Raw genomic sequence first — 14,048 nt, 5'->3', positions numbered from 1 at the left:
TTTAACTCAACTGAATGATATTTATAAAGCCGGGTGTACCCGGCTTTTATTGTTTATTGCCATTTTCTCCTCGTCTGCCTTCGGCAGACGAGGAGAAAATGGGGCGGGGACGGCTGTCCCCGCCCCCCCGGCATTACTTCTGATGTTGGTGGCCAAAAAAAGTCCATTACTCAATGAGTTTTATCCATTTCACATCGGTGTTGCAACGCGTAATTTTGTATTGTCTTAATGGAGGACAACAATATGAAAACAGTAAAACATGTAACAGACATTTATAAAGCACCTGCCCCTCATATGGTGGGTGATGGATTCAGGGTACACAGCGTACTGCCTGGAGGAACCAGAAATGAGCATAACCGGGTAAGCCCATTTATCTTAATGGACTACGGCGCTCCTTCCTACTTCCCTCCTACCAACAGACCTCGTGGTGTAGACCAGCATCCGCACAAAGGTTTTGAAACTGTTACCGTGGTATACCAGGGAGCCCTGGAACACCGCGACTCCACCGGAAGCTATGGTAAACTGGCGCCCGGGGATGTACAGTGGATGACCGCTGCAAATGGTATTGTGCATGAAGAAAAACATGAAACGGAATTCAGCACAAAAGGTGGAAAGGTAGAAATGGCGCAGTTGTGGGTAAACCTGCCAAAGGAATACAAATCACATCAGCCGCATTATCAAAACCTCACCAAAGCAGAGATACCGGTAGTTCAGTTATCCGATAATAGTTACCTCCGCGTAATCGCCGGAGAGTTTAACGGCCAGAAAGGCGCCGCCAGCACCTATTCCCCGGTAAACGTACTGGATGTACAACTGAAACAGGGTGACACCGTAACCGCTTCGTTTCCCGCTCATTTTAATACCATGGCGGTAGTGATGCAGGGAAAAGCTGACTTCGACGGGACTGCCGGCACAGCCGTAGAAACATTATTCTTTGATAAGAATGGTACTGATATTACCATCACAGCTAATGAAGACGCCAGCATCCTCCTGCTCAGCGGTGAGCCTATTGATGAGCCGATCTTCGCTTATGGTCCTTTTGTGATGAATAATGAAGAAGAAATTGTACAGGCCATCGAAGACTATAATGCTGGTAAGATGGGCTTCCTGTAACAGCATTAACATCTCCCGAAAAATAAAAAGAATTAAAAAACAATTTATAACACTCAATACATAGTTTATGACAACCTGGAAAATAGATCCTACTCACAGTGATGTTCAGTTTAAAGTAAAACACCTGATGATCACTACTGTTACCGGTCAATTCGGCGCTTTTGATGCTACCATGCAAACAAATGGCAACGACTTCTCCAATGCACAAATCGCTTTCGAAGCAGATGTAAACAGCATCACCACACAAAATGCACAGCGTGATCAGCACCTGCTGCAGGGCGACTTCTTCGAAGTTGAAAAGTATCCTAAACTGAAATTCGTTTCCAAAGAAGTGAAAAAAGTGGACGACGAAAATTATAAACTGATTGGCGACCTCACCATCCGCGATAATACCCGCCCGGTAGAACTGAAAGTAGAATTTGGTGGCGAAGTAGTGGACCCATGGGGCCAGACGAAAGCAGGTTTTGAACTGAGCGGTAAAATCAACCGTAAGGATTTCGGCCTTACTTTCCACGCAGTAACCGAAACCGGTGGCGTAATGCTGAGCGACGAGGTGAAATTACTGGCAAGTGTACAAATGGTAAAACAACAAGCATAAATCACTACCAAAAAATACGACGAAATATTAGGACTTAAAGAAAGGGGACTGTCTGCCACAGTGATTGCAGTAGTTGGATTCCGAGCAGATGATGATGCGATGCAACATGCTAAAAAAGTACGTAAGCCACTGGAAGAATTCGTAGAAGTAATTTAAAGCCAATAGAAAGGAACAGAAAAGGGCTTTCATGCATTATTATGTATGATAGCCCTTTTTAGCTTCCGTTAAAATCCCGGAATTAATTTGTAATTTGGCGGCCTACACTGCTATTTTCACCGCAAAAAAGTAAAATATTAAACATGAAAAGATTTGCATCTGCCAATTGGCAAGGAACAGGTAAAGAAGGTAAAGGTACACTGACTTCCCAGGCCGGCGCCCTCAATAACACGCCATATTCTTTCAGCAGCCGCTTCGAAGATGGCGCAGGTACAAACCCTGAAGAACTGATCGCAGCCGCACACGCTGGCTGCTTCACCATGAAACTGAGCTTCATCATTTCTGGTGCAGGTCTGACCCCAGGTAACATCGATACCAAATGTACCATCACTTTCGAAAACGGTGCAATCGTTGAAAGTCACCTCGAAGTAAAGGCAAGCGTAGCGGGTCTGGATGCTGAGAAATTTGCTGAGTTCGCAAAAGATGCGGAAGCAAATTGCCCTATTTCCAAACTGCTGAATACCAAGATTACAATGGATGCTACCCTGGTGTAAGCATTACTGTGATATAATGTTGAAAGAGGCTGCCAGTGGCGGCCTCTTTTTTCTTATCCGTGGCCTTCGGCCACGGAAAGTGGGTGTGAAGGGCGCTGTGTGCGGCCACCCACACCATGGAGTACCTGGAAAAGTATTGCCTTCGGCTTGTGTAAAGACTGGAACCGTTGCGGGTTAGCACACAAAAAGTCCACACTTTACAGCCTATAATCCATTCTGTACCACCTGTGTATGTACGATATTTGTATTGTAAAAAAATAAAGGAGCAATTATGAACAAGATCATACATCGTGCGGCAGACAGAGGATTCGCAGATCACGGCTGGCTTAAATCACATCATACCTTTAGCTTCGCAAACTACTATAATCCCGAATCAATACACTTCGGTGCCTTACGCGTATTAAACGACGATCAGGTGAAAGGTGGAATGGGCTTTGGTGCTCACCCACATGATAATATGGAAATTGTATCCATCGTACTGGATGGTGCGCTTGCACATAAAGACAATACAGGAAGAGATAAGATCATCAATAAGAATGATGTGCAGATCATGAGTGCTGGTACCGGTATTGTGCATTCTGAATTCAATGCTTCAAAAACCGAAGAGGTGAAATTCCTGCAGATATGGGTATTCCCTAAGTATAGAAACGTGCAGCCACGCTACGATCAGCAGACGTTTGACCCTGCGCAGCGGTATAACAAATGGCAGGTGGTAGTATCACCTGAGCAGTCAGGTGGTAAATTATGGTTGAACCAGGATGCCTGGTTTTCTCTCGGGAATTTTGATGCGGGCGAAAAAATTACTATCACGCCAAAGCAGCAGGGACAAGGTTCTTACCTGTTTCTGATAAGTGGTGAAGCAAAGGTTGGCGATGAAATACTACATGAAAGGGATGCTATAGGTGTATCTGAATACGAGCAATTGGACATCGAAGTAAACAAAGCGGCAGAGTTTTTGTTAATAGATGTGCCTATGTTGCAATAATATTCGATACTATATACTAACCCATTCAATAAGGGTGACCGCTTACCGGTCGCCCTTTTTATTTTCTTTCTCTGCGATGAATTTTTATTTTAGTCGCATGAAACAAACCACCCTGTTGCTGCTGGCTGGCTTATTTGCGGCGCTTGCCACCTCAGCTAAGAACAATGATAAAAAAGATTCCGTTACCGCATGCGACCGATGTATTGTGGCCGCCGAACAATCACAGCATCGTATCATTATTGCCGATACTAAAACCGGTAATATCATCTGGGAATGGAAACCGGAAAACTCTAACGTACGACCTTCCGATGTGAAATGGTTCAGTAATCCCAGCGAAGCAAAAATGGTGTACGATCGCAGGTATGTGCTGATGGCAGCCTCTGGTGGCGGCGTAGCGCTGATCCGTGTGGCAGATAAGAAAACTGTTTTTTATGCCTACGCCGGTGGAAATACCCACTCCGCAGAAATATTGCCGGATGGAAATATTGTAAGTGCATCCAGCACCGGAAATTTTCTGACCGTATTTAAAACCGATACTACTCATTTTCCGGAACATGTATATGCAAAAAAGATATGGGCACACTTTGCACACAACGTAGTGTGGGATGCTGCCGGCAAGAAGCTCTACAGCGCTGCCATGGACTCTATATTGGTGTTTTCCTACAATAACAACTGTAATGCCCCGGATCTGCAACCGGAAGTCCGTGTAAAGCTGCCGGGCACTGAAGCGCATGACCTGTATCCCGTGTATGGCAAAAGGTTATTATGGTTAAGCAATAGCACCAACGTATGGTACTTTGATGTGAAAACCAATAAAACCATTCCTGCAAAAGACATTATTCAGGAAAATGTCAAGAGTGTTTCCTCAGGTCCCGGGGGATATCCGACCATATGTGCCTTGCCAAAGGAATCCTGGTGGACGGACGAGGTCATTGATGCCAAAGGCCATACCGTCTTCCTGAAAAAAGGATTGAAAATATATAAAGCAAGGTGGGTATTACCGGATACGTTTGGCAATCCTGACAAAAAAGATTTACAATATTGCAGGTAACAGATAAAACCACGGGTAGCAGGCACTCTGCCTGCTACCTGCGTGGAAAGTTGAGCCGTACTGAACAACCATTTCAGCTATTTTGGCTACCTTCACCGGAGATAAACTATTAGATTTCTATGCTGCTGGCGACAGATCTTGATGGTACCTTTTTAGGGGGGACCGATGCGGACAGAACTTTACTGTATGATATCATTCGCGAAAACAAAGATTTACGATTAGTATTTGTGACCGGAAGAGGGGTGAACAGTGTATTGCAATTGCTGGAAGAATCCCGGTTGCCGTTACCCCGCCCGGAATACATTATTTGTGATGTAGGCGCTACCGTTACCCACCTGGAAACGATGCAGATGGTGGAACCAATACAGTCACGCATTGCAGCCTTATGGCCCGGTGAACAGGTGCGGGAAAGGATGGCTATCGTAAACGGACTGATTCAGGAAGATACGCATCAGCAATTTCGCTGTACTTTCCGCTATGATGAAGGGACGGATATTGCGCACGCAAAGGCACTTACGACTGAATTATCCTGCGATCTGCTGCTATCTGCCGGTACTTACCTCGATATTATGCCCAAGGGAGTAAATAAAGGCTATACGCTGCAAAAGTTACTGGCGCACCTGGGAGTTCCGGAAGAGGATGTGCTGATTGCGGGTGATACCATGAATGATTTCGCGATGTATGAAACCGGTATCACTGGTGTGGTGGTTGGCGGAGCAGAGGAAGAGCTGGTAAACCTGACTGCCCATATGCCCCACGTGTTACAGACACAGAGAGAAGGCGCAGCCGGCATCCTCGAAGCAATGAGCATGCACCGTGCATTTGCTGCAATCGTTGAAAATCTGACAATAAAATAGTGCATTTAGCTGTTATCAGTTAATCGTGATAAAGTGTGTAACTTAGAAAAACAAAACGTGTAGCGTAACAATAGACTGGTGTAAACTGTTAATTGGATAATGGAATGCTTAGCTGATAAATCATATTCAGTCATCATTAAATCCATACACCATGGGTACAACCACGCAACCAACTGAGCTGCATGAGCAGATTAATTCCTGGAAGGAAGAGGTGAGAGAAGTAAGGGAAGAAGTAGTGTTGATGAGGGAAAGATTGGAACAGATTGCATTAAGTAAGGCGCCTAAGGATATCATGCACCGGGTAGAACACTTTGAAAACCGATTATTAAGGCAGCGGGAAGTTGCCGATGAAATGTTCCACGATATTAAGCAGTGCGCAAAAAGTTTATCTGATACGCCCGCGCAGGTGCATCACGACGACCGTCCGATCGATAATTACGACACGATGCAGGATCGGATGGAAACTTTCCAGAAGCTCTACGGAGAGTTAAAAAGCGAGTTTAATAATTTTATGACAGCCCACGCGTAGGCGGATCGTCGTTGATCTGACGGGCTTTGCGTTCAATTTTATGTATGATTTCATCCAGCTGGAGGGTGGACTGATGCAGCCATTCCATTAGCTGGGAATTGAGTTGTATATCCTTATTTTCCTTGTCGAACAGCTGGGTAATACTCAGTATAGATACTACGGGGCGGCGGATTTCATGGGAATTGATCCAGGTGATTTCCTTGAGTGTTTTGTTTTGCTCTTCGAGCAGTTGTGCCTGGCGGATGTGTTGATCTATATCCTGCATCATACCGATCATACGAACGGCCATATGACCTTCATAGGAAATATTTGCCCTGTCTGAAATATACTTAAAGCTGCCATCGGCGCAACGGAAGCGGTATTCGGCGGACCAGTAGCGTTTGTTGGCCAGCAGTGTATTTTCCAGCGAGTTCATGACCAGTTGTTTGTCATCCGGGTGGATGTTATTTTTCCACCATTGCAGCACTTCCGTAAACTTGTTATTGTCGTATTGAAAAATGCTGGAAAGGCCGTGGTTCCAGGCAATAACGCCTGTCACGAGGTTCCGGTCGTACACCGCATCATTAGTAGCCTGCGCCAGTAGTTCATAGCGGACTCCTTCTGCGGAGGCTCGCTGTGCGGCCCTTACCTGATCGTCCACATCTTTGGCCATAATAAACCTGGCTTCCTTGCCGCGATAGGTAACAGAATGCGCGTAAATTTCCACGAAGAAGTTGGAACCGTTTTTCTTGCGGTGCTTCCAGATGCCGCGGTACTCTACGCCGTTGCAGCGCTCCTCGATATTGCGCATGAGAAATGGTACTTCCTCTTTATCACGTATATCCTTTAACGTTAGGTTGTAGAATTCTTTCCGGCTGTAGCCGTATTTGCTGATGGCGGCATTATTAACAGACATGAACCGGAGGGTGTTCTTGTCGTATATCCACATGGGAATTGGATGATCGAAGAAGAGCCGTTCGTATTGCAGACTATGGTTGTTTTTCCGTATAGTCATGACTGTTAGTACTGTAATGACGGCAATGAGTAATAATTCATTACAGAGCAGCAGGTATTGAGAATGAACTGCTATATTAAGTGTGCCAGACTGAGCTGCTATCAGGAAGTATCCGTTGATGCCTGCTACAATTAACAACAGGCACACTATGACAATCTTTAGCGAAGCCTTTTGCATTCCTGAAGTTCATTAATTTTTCACAAAAAACTGCTGATCCCATCAGATATTTTTATAATTCCAATTCAGCGGGCCCATCCTTTACATAACCGGTGCAGGTAAGCACGAGGCCCTGGTTCAGTTCCTTTTCCGTCAGTACCTCATTTACGGACATCCAGATATTGCCTTTATTGCATTGGGCGGTGCAGGAGCCGCAAACCCCTCCTTTGCAGCTGTAAGGCAGTGCTATGCCCTGTTCCAGGGCATATTGCAGGATAGGCTGGTTGCCGGGAATGTTTAGTTGGTACTCCTCTCCTTTTATACGCAGGGTTAGTGCCCGTGGGCTGTCATCTTCCGGTACACCGGTTTTCTCAATTTTTGCGGCGGTATTTACCACGAAGTTTTCTTTATGGAGCTGACTATCTTTAAAGCCGATGAAAGTGAGGGTCATGATGATCATCCGCATGTAGTCGAAAGGGCCGCAGAGAAAGAATTGTGCGTTTGTGGGCTCATAGCGGAGGTGGTCTTTTACCAGCATTTCCAGCAGGGTATTGCTCAGGCGCCTGTAGGCATGGTGTGCGTCCGGGTCGTTACTATATAGGTAGATGACATGGAACTGGGTGGGAAATTGCTTTTCCAGTTCCTGGATCTGCCGGAGGAATATGGTTCTTTCCGGTGTTGAGTTGCTATAGATCAGTTTTATGTGCGCGGTAGGTTCGGTGTGGAGGAGGTGTCGCAGGATGGCGTATACCGGTGAAATACCGCTGCCGGCGGCCAGGAGGAAGATATCCCGTACCTGAGTGCTGGCTGGGCCGGGTGTGAATCGGCCGGTGGGTTCCAGGGCGGTCACGATGGTACCGGGTTGCCAGTGTTGCAGGATATGCCGGGAGATTTCACCGTTTTCTTTTCTCCGTACGGTTACGGCCAGGTGGGTGTCCAGCCCGGGTGTGGTGGAGAGGGAATAAGACCTCCTGTGTTCAATACCGTGGAGGTTTACCAGGAAGGTGAGGAATTGTCCGGGGAGGTAGTCAATTTTTGCTGCGGCTACATTTTCCAGTGCGTAGGTGCGGGTGTCTTCTGTTTCCCTGGTGATGGCTGTGATGCGTAGTTGGAGATACATGGGTTTGCCGGGTAAAAAAAGAGTTACAGGCGGGGCCTGTAACTCTGGTCTTAAAATATATGCTGGTTGGGCGTTTTAGGCCGTCACAGTGATTTTATTTTTCATCATTTCGCGTACGGTGCGGGCGATACCGGCGGCATCGTAACCACATTCGCGGAAGAGTTCCTCCGGTTTGCCGTGTTCGATGATTTTGTCGGGTACGCCGAGCATGCGGAGTTCAGCTTTATACTGGTGGCGGGCCATGAATTCGAGGATGGCGCTGCCAAAACCGCCGGTGATGGTACCGTCTTCTATGGTGATGACTTTATCGTAATTGGTGAACACTTCGTGGAGCATTGCTTCGTCGAGTGGTTTCACGAAGCGCATATCGTAGTGTGCTGGCTGCAGTCCGTCGGCCAGGAGTTCGCGGATGGCTTCGGTGGCGAAGTTACCCGGGTGACCGAGGGTGAGGATGGCGATATCTTTACCATCGCGGAGTTTGCGCCCGGTACCAGGTTTGATGGCTTTGAACGGTGTGCGCCATTCAGGCATAACACCCTGGCCGCGTGGGTAGCGGATTACATACGGCATGTTATTATCCGGTAATTGGGCGCTGTACATGAGGTTGCGGAGTTCTTCCTCGTTCATGGGGGCGCTGATAATTACGTTAGGGATACCGCGCATGTAGGCGATATCGTACACGCCGTGGTGGGTAGGACCGTCTTCTCCGACGAGGCCGGCTCTGTCGAGGCAGAAGATGACCGGTAATTTCTGTATGCACACGTCGTGCACGGCCTGGTCAAAGGCGCGCTGGAAGAAGGAGGAATAGATGTTACAGAACACCCGCATTCCCTGGGTGGCCATACCTGCGGAGAGGGTAACGGCGTGTTGTTCACAGATACCTACGTCGAAGGCGCGTTCAGGCATTTTCTCCATCATAAATTTGAGGGAGGAGCCGGAAGGCATGGCCGGGGTGATACCGAGTATTTTATCGTTTTTCTCTGCCAGTTCGATGATGGTATGACCAAAAACGTCCTGGTATTTGGGTGGCTGAGGTCTTTCAGGAACTTTCTTAAAGATCTCGCCGGTGATTTTATCGAACAGGCCTGGTGCGTGCCAGGTGGTTTGATCCTTTTCTGCGAGGGCATAGCCTTTACCTTTGGTGGTAACGATATGCAGCAGTTTAGGGCCTGGAATATCTTTCAGGTCCTGGAGGGTATCCGTCAGTTTGGTGATATTATGGCCATCGATGGGGCCGAAGTATCGCATACCGAAGGATTCGAACAGGTTGCTGGACTTGGATACCACCCCTTTTAGGCTGGCTTCCAGTTTGGAGGCCATGTCGCGGGTGAAGTTTTTCCCTACCGGCAGTTTGCCCAACAGGTTCCAGACGTCGTCACGGAGTTTGTTGTAGGTAGGAGAAGTGGTGATATCGGTCAGGTATTCTTTGAGTGCGCCTACGTTTGGATCGATAGACATGCAGTTATCATTGAGGATAATCAGCACGTTAGCGTTGGCTACGCCGGCGTGGTTGAGTGCTTCGAAGGCCATACCGGCAGTCATGGCGCCATCGCCGATAACGGCGATATGCTGGCGGTCGAACTCCCCTTTGTAATGGGAGGCCATGGCCATGCCGAGTGCTGCGGAAATGGAGGTGGAGGAGTGTCCTACACCGAAAGTATCGTATTCGCTTTCGTCTCTTTTAGGAAAACCGCTGATGCCTTTGTATTTCCTGTTGGTAGGGAATACCTCTCTTCTTCCGGTAAGAATTTTATGGCCGTAAGCCTGGTGACCAACGTCCCATACCAGTTGATCGTAAGGCGTATTAAAAACGTAATGCAATGCCACTGTCAGTTCCACCACTCCCAGGCTGGCAGCAAAATGGCCACCATGCACGCTTACAACGTCAATGATGTATTGACGTAGTTCTTCACAAACCTGGTGAAGCTGTTCCTTGCTTAGCTTTTTAAGATCAGCAGGATTCTGTATTTGGCTCAACAGTTGACCAGCCGTAATATTCATAATAATGGCTCAGGGTTTTTATTAAAGAACAAAAATACGTAAAAAAGCGGTTCTGGTTGACGGTTTGTTGACAAGCTGATAGTTTCCTAAATTTACGGAACTTCGGTGAAACTGCCGCATCAGGCTTTATTACCTGCGATCCGAACCAGTTAACCAGCCTACGGGCCATTGGTAACATTTAGGTTTTACGCTGGATACCCGAAAAGTATATTTGGATATACGGGAAGTACTCTAACTTATATAAATGTTTAAGCATATTTCGAAATATTGGTGGTGCCAGATTGTAGGGTGGTTAGCGTATTTTCTGACAAATACTTACGCTTCTCAGGGCAGGAATACAGACATATATCTTCAGCGTTTATATACCATCATGCTATCGGGGTTCATAGCTACTCACCTGTTCCGGTTGCTGGTGCGCAGGTGGGACTGGCAGTCCTATCCGCTGGAAAAGCAGTTATTGCTTTTTTTCGCCATGTGGATTGGTTCCGGAACATTGATGTATGGGGTGTACTACCTGCTGGTGCTGTATGTGTTGGCAGATGAGGTGACGGATGTGCTGGGTGGTTTAATGACTTTTTACCTGGTACTGGCGCCCTGGTGGGGGATTTATTTCCTTTACCATTATGTGGAAAAGTCGAGAATGGCGAAGCTGGACCAGCTGACGTTGCAGGCCACAGTAAAGGAACTGGAGTTGAAAACGATTAAGGCGCAGCTGAATCCGCACTTTATATTCAACGCGTTGAACAGTATCCGGGCGTTGGTGGACGAGAATCCACAGCGTGCCAGGACGGCGATAACGGAGCTTTCCAACATCCTGCGCAGCTCTATGGCGGCGGAGAAGTCGGAAACGGTGAGTATGGAGAAGGAATTAAACATTGTAAAAGATTACCTGGCGCTGGAAACCATCCGTTTTGAGGAGCGTTTGCGGGTAACATATGATATAGATCCTGATACGTTAGGATTACAGGTGCCACCGATGATGTTACAAACTTTGGTGGAAAATGCCATAAAACACGGGATTTCCAAAGAAATCAGCGGTGGATATGTGTATATCAGCTCAAAATTGAAGGGTTTACAACATGAGATCATGATTGAAAACACCGGTCAGTTTGTGGAGAAAACCAAAAACGGGCATGGTTTTGGGCTGGAAAGCACCCGTCAGCGACTGAGTTTGCTATTTGGGAACCGGGCTTCTTTCGAGATTCGGAATAAGACCGGTGACCTGGTAGAAGCCAGGGTGCTGATGCCAATTTTGTAAACAAAAAGGTAATAAACCGCTGTAATTGGAGATATCCGGTTACGGCATATTTATATTAACAAAATTATTCATCAACCAAACTTCATATTGCCAATGAAAAAAGCATTGATAATTGATGATGAACGCCTGGCCAGGAGTGAGTTAAAAAAGCTGCTTGCTGACCATCCGGAGATTGTTGTGGTAGGAGAAGCCGTGAATGCGAAGGATGGTATCGAGAAGATTGAGACCTTACATCCTGACCTGCTGTTTCTGGACATACAGATGCCGGATAAAACCGGGTTTGAGTTGCTTGCAGAGCTGGAAAAGACGCCTCAGGTTATTTTCACGACTGCCTATGATGAGTATGCTTTGAAAGCATTTGAGTACAATGCGCTGGACTACCTGCTGAAGCCGGTGGAGCCTAAGCGTTTGGCGGATGCTATTCACAAGCTGCATCAGCAGGACGAGAAGGAACGTATGGCTGCTACCGGTGCGGTACGCACGATGTTGTCTGAAAGCGACCAGGTGTTTGTTAAAGACGGGGACCGTTGCTGGTTTGTAAAGCTGCAGGAAATCCGCCTGTTTGAGAGTGTGGGAAACTATGCGAGGGTGTATTTTGAGGCTAACAAGCCATTGATTTTAAAGTCGCTTAATGCGCTGGAAGAGCGCCTGGATGAGCGCGTGTTTTTCCGTGCCAACCGTAAGCATATTGTAAACCTGCGCATGATCGAAAAAATAGACACCTATTTCAATGGGGGCTTATTACTGGAGATGCGCGGAGGTGAAAAAATTGAAGTAAGCCGCAGACAGGCGGTGAAATTTAAGGAGATGATGAGTCTCTGATCTAATCTAAAGTGTGTTGTAAATAACACGGCGAGGGCCGTGCTTGTAAAGTTGCTAACAAAATATTAGGGCTGCCGGTTTCCCGGCGGCCCTTTTTAATTATTTGATTTATAGGAGATTGTGTGTTTTTAGAATGACACCTTCGGTGTCATTCTGAGGAGTTTCGCGCTTAGCGCGGAAATTTTTTTAGAAATCTGTCACGTTTAGCTTTTGAAGTTGGTCTTATAAGCGTACAACGACTTAATAACATTAACTATAAAAAATTAAACACCATGGAAGCAAGAATCAAATTTGAAGATGTTAATAAAGGAGCACTCGACGGACTGTTCAAAACCGGTATGTATGTGAAAAAATCGGGTCTGGACCCGATTCTGGGGGAACTGATTAAGTTCCGTGCTTCCCAGATCAATGACTGTGCATTTTGTTTGGATATGCATTGGAAAGATGCTATTCAGCTCGGTGAAAAAGAGCAGCGTTTATACTCACTGAGCGCCTGGAGGGAGTGCCCGTACTATACGGAGGAAGAGCGTGCGGTACTGGCTTACACGGAGGAAACCACGGCCATGAACGTGTCGGACGAAACATTCAACAACCTGGCAAAGTACTTCGATAAAGCGCAGATTGCCGACATTACGCTGGCGATTGTTACCATTAATTCCTGGAATATGCTGAATCGTGCCTTCCATACGGTGCCGGGTGGATATGTACCAGGAAGTTTAGGTTAAGTTGAAGCCAATATAGCACAAATGTGAAAGGGCTACGGAGTACGTAGCCCTTTTCTTTGCGTTTTAGATCAGATCTTAATATTATGCTTTAACGGGAGCTGTTACGGAGTGAACAGCATCTGCGAGTTCTTTGATCAGGGAGAGGTCGTTTTCTATGGCGTTACCCACCACGATGATATCGGCACCGGCTTTGCAGTTCAGATAAGCTTTTTCAGCATCTCTGATACCTCCGCCAACAATGATAGGGGCGCTTACCTGGCTGGAAACCCTGCTTATCATGCTTTCAGAAATCGGGATACGGGCACCGCTGCCTGCATCCATATAGATCACCTTCATGCCCAGCATTTCGCCGGCCATGGCGGTACACATTGCAATATCTGCCTTATCAGAAGGAATGGGTGTTGCGTTGCTGATGTAGGAAACAGTAGTAGGCGCGCCACCATCGATCACCATATACCCGGTGGAGATGACTTCCAGGCCACTCTTTTTCACAGCAGCAGCGGATACCACATGCTGACCGATCAATAATTCAGGGTTTCTGCCTGAGATCATGGATAAGTACAACAGCGCATCGGCGTAGCGTGATACCTGTGACGGGCTTCCCGGGAATAGTACAACCGGGATATCGCAACTGGCTTTTAGTTGTTGAACACATTCATCCAAATGATCGGTAATAACAAGGCTGCCGCCAAGGAAGATATAGTCTACTTTAGCAGCGGTGCATTTAGCGGCCAGTTCAATGATCCCGGCAGGCGTTACCTTATCAGGATCTACAAGAACCGCGAATGCTTTTTCCTTCTTAGCCTTTCTTTCGATGAACGAATTGTATATTTTATTGTACATCAATAGCGCATTGTTCCGGTTGTCGCAAATGTATAATTTTTTTATTAATAACCTACATTGATAAATAAATATGCATGACATTCATTTTTTATTCATGAATAGCTTGATAAATACATGCATATAAGTAACATATTCCTAATGCGTTTTTTACGGCAAATTTTAAGCCGGAAAAACCCGTGGAAAGTAGATCTTTAATAACAATTCAGCCCCTGAAAGAGTTTGTGGAATTATCCACAAGTTGTGCAAAATAAATGCGTTGTCCTCCGCAATTAAAAAATTAATTTAG

At 46.5% G+C, this 14,048-nt stretch carries 14 protein-coding genes; 10 read left to right on the top strand and 4 right to left on the bottom strand.

What is annotated here, in order from left to right:
• Positions 1–243: 243 nt before the first annotated feature.
• The 7 genes from BUB18_RS13525 to BUB18_RS13495 all read left to right on the top strand — a co-directional run bounded on the left by BUB18_RS13525 (position 244) and on the right by BUB18_RS13495 (position 5,843).
• Positions 244–1,113, top strand: a complete 870-nt coding sequence (locus BUB18_RS13525; RefSeq protein ID WP_073082729.1) for a pirin family protein — start codon at positions 244–246, stop codon at positions 1,111–1,113.
• 67 nt (positions 1,114–1,180) lie between these two features.
• On the top strand, positions 1,181–1,711 hold the full coding sequence (locus tag BUB18_RS13520; protein ID WP_073081719.1) for a YceI family protein: 531 nt from the start codon (positions 1,181–1,183) through the stop codon (positions 1,709–1,711).
• Between the two features lie 299 nt (positions 1,712–2,010).
• Positions 2,011–2,421 (top strand): OsmC family protein, encoded by a 411-nt coding sequence (locus BUB18_RS13515; protein ID WP_073081717.1) that lies wholly within the window; start codon positions 2,011–2,013, stop codon positions 2,419–2,421.
• A 271-nt stretch (positions 2,422–2,692) separates the two neighbouring features.
• Positions 2,693–3,406 carry a pirin family protein gene (locus tag BUB18_RS13510; RefSeq protein ID WP_178372135.1) on the top strand — a complete coding sequence of 238 codons (714 nt, stop codon included), beginning with the start codon at positions 2,693–2,695 and terminating at the stop codon, positions 3,404–3,406.
• 97 nt (positions 3,407–3,503) lie between these two features.
• Positions 3,504–4,457: a DUF6528 family protein gene (locus tag BUB18_RS13505; protein WP_073081711.1), complete on the top strand. Its 954-nt coding sequence runs from the start codon at positions 3,504–3,506 to the stop codon at positions 4,455–4,457.
• A 119-nt stretch (positions 4,458–4,576) separates the two neighbouring features.
• A complete protein-coding gene (locus BUB18_RS13500) occupies positions 4,577–5,314 on the top strand; it encodes an HAD-IIB family hydrolase (protein WP_073081708.1) in 738 nt (245 codons plus the stop codon).
• Between the two features lie 151 nt (positions 5,315–5,465).
• Positions 5,466–5,843 carry a hypothetical protein gene (locus BUB18_RS13495; protein WP_073081705.1) on the top strand — a complete coding sequence of 126 codons (378 nt, stop codon included), beginning with the start codon at positions 5,466–5,468 and terminating at the stop codon, positions 5,841–5,843.
• Here BUB18_RS13495 and BUB18_RS13490 read toward each other — a convergent pair.
• From BUB18_RS13490 to dxs, 3 genes are all read right to left on the bottom strand, one after another.
• Positions 5,824–7,014, bottom strand: a complete 1,191-nt coding sequence (locus BUB18_RS13490) for a PAS domain-containing protein (RefSeq protein ID WP_083549945.1) — start codon at positions 7,012–7,014, stop codon at positions 5,824–5,826. The two genes, BUB18_RS13495 and BUB18_RS13490, sit on opposite strands and share 20 nt — an antisense overlap.
• Before the next feature lie 52 nt (positions 7,015–7,066).
• Complete coding sequence (locus tag BUB18_RS13485) at positions 7,067–8,113, bottom strand: ferredoxin--NADP reductase (RefSeq protein WP_073081699.1); 1,047 nt, start codon at positions 8,111–8,113, stop codon at positions 7,067–7,069.
• Positions 8,114–8,188: 75 nt separating this feature from the next.
• On the bottom strand, positions 8,189–10,114 hold the full coding sequence (gene dxs / locus BUB18_RS13480) for a 1-deoxy-D-xylulose-5-phosphate synthase (protein ID WP_073081697.1): 1,926 nt from the start codon (positions 10,112–10,114) through the stop codon (positions 8,189–8,191).
• 370 nt (positions 10,115–10,484) lie between these two features.
• Here dxs and BUB18_RS13475 point away from each other — a divergent pair, with 370 nt between their 5' ends.
• The 3 genes from BUB18_RS13475 (at position 10,485) to BUB18_RS13465 (ending at position 12,919) form a co-directional block, all read left to right on the top strand.
• On the top strand, positions 10,485–11,372 hold the full coding sequence (locus BUB18_RS13475; protein ID WP_245805662.1) for a sensor histidine kinase: 888 nt from the start codon (positions 10,485–10,487) through the stop codon (positions 11,370–11,372).
• A 93-nt stretch (positions 11,373–11,465) separates the two neighbouring features.
• Entirely contained in the window at positions 11,466–12,194 is a 729-nt protein-coding gene (locus tag BUB18_RS13470; RefSeq protein WP_073081691.1) for a LytR/AlgR family response regulator transcription factor, read from the top strand.
• A 272-nt stretch (positions 12,195–12,466) separates the two neighbouring features.
• Positions 12,467–12,919 (top strand): carboxymuconolactone decarboxylase family protein, encoded by a 453-nt coding sequence (locus BUB18_RS13465; RefSeq protein ID WP_073081688.1) that lies wholly within the window; start codon positions 12,467–12,469, stop codon positions 12,917–12,919.
• Between the two features lie 81 nt (positions 12,920–13,000).
• Here the strand turns inward: BUB18_RS13465 and BUB18_RS13460 are convergent, their stop codons facing one another.
• A complete protein-coding gene (locus BUB18_RS13460) occupies positions 13,001–13,762 on the bottom strand; it encodes a phosphoglycerol geranylgeranyltransferase (protein WP_073081685.1) in 762 nt (253 codons plus the stop codon).
• Positions 13,763–14,048 lie beyond the last annotated feature (286 nt).

Origin of the sequence: Chitinophaga jiangningensis, from assembly GCF_900142605.1 — a bacterium.
In the GTDB taxonomy this organism is placed as follows: Bacteria; Bacteroidota; Bacteroidia; order Chitinophagales; family Chitinophagaceae; genus Chitinophaga; species Chitinophaga jiangningensis.
This window is presented reverse-complemented; position numbering and strand designations above follow the sequence as displayed.

Bases quoted from the DNA above. Each gene is read 5' to 3' on its own strand.
- BUB18_RS13520 (WP_073081719.1), top strand. From the start codon at position 1,181: ATGACAACCTGGAAAATAGATCCTACTCACAGTGATGTTCAGTTTAAA.
- BUB18_RS13495 (WP_073081705.1), top strand. From the start codon at position 5,466: ATGGGTACAACCACGCAACCAACTGAGCTGCATGAGCAGATTAATTCC.
- BUB18_RS13525 (WP_073082729.1), top strand. From the start codon at position 244: ATGAAAACAGTAAAACATGTAACAGACATTTATAAAGCACCTGCCCCT.
- BUB18_RS13475 (WP_245805662.1), top strand. From the start codon at position 10,485: ATGCTATCGGGGTTCATAGCTACTCACCTGTTCCGGTTGCTGGTGCGC.
- BUB18_RS13505 (WP_073081711.1), top strand. From the start codon at position 3,504: ATGAAACAAACCACCCTGTTGCTGCTGGCTGGCTTATTTGCGGCGCTT.
- BUB18_RS13515 (WP_073081717.1), top strand. From the start codon at position 2,011: ATGAAAAGATTTGCATCTGCCAATTGGCAAGGAACAGGTAAAGAAGGT.
- BUB18_RS13510 (WP_178372135.1), top strand. From the start codon at position 2,693: ATGAACAAGATCATACATCGTGCGGCAGACAGAGGATTCGCAGATCAC.
- BUB18_RS13500 (WP_073081708.1), top strand. From the start codon at position 4,577: ATGCTGCTGGCGACAGATCTTGATGGTACCTTTTTAGGGGGGACCGAT.
- BUB18_RS13460 (WP_073081685.1), bottom strand. From the start codon at position 13,762: ATGTACAATAAAATATACAATTCGTTCATCGAAAGAAAGGCTAAGAAG.
- BUB18_RS13490 (WP_083549945.1), bottom strand. From the start codon at position 7,014: ATGCAAAAGGCTTCGCTAAAGATTGTCATAGTGTGCCTGTTGTTAATT.
- BUB18_RS13485 (WP_073081699.1), bottom strand. From the start codon at position 8,113: ATGTATCTCCAACTACGCATCACAGCCATCACCAGGGAAACAGAAGAC.
- dxs (WP_073081697.1), bottom strand. From the start codon at position 10,114: ATGAATATTACGGCTGGTCAACTGTTGAGCCAAATACAGAATCCTGCT.
- BUB18_RS13465 (WP_073081688.1), top strand. From the start codon at position 12,467: ATGGAAGCAAGAATCAAATTTGAAGATGTTAATAAAGGAGCACTCGAC.
- BUB18_RS13470 (WP_073081691.1), top strand. From the start codon at position 11,466: ATGAAAAAAGCATTGATAATTGATGATGAACGCCTGGCCAGGAGTGAG.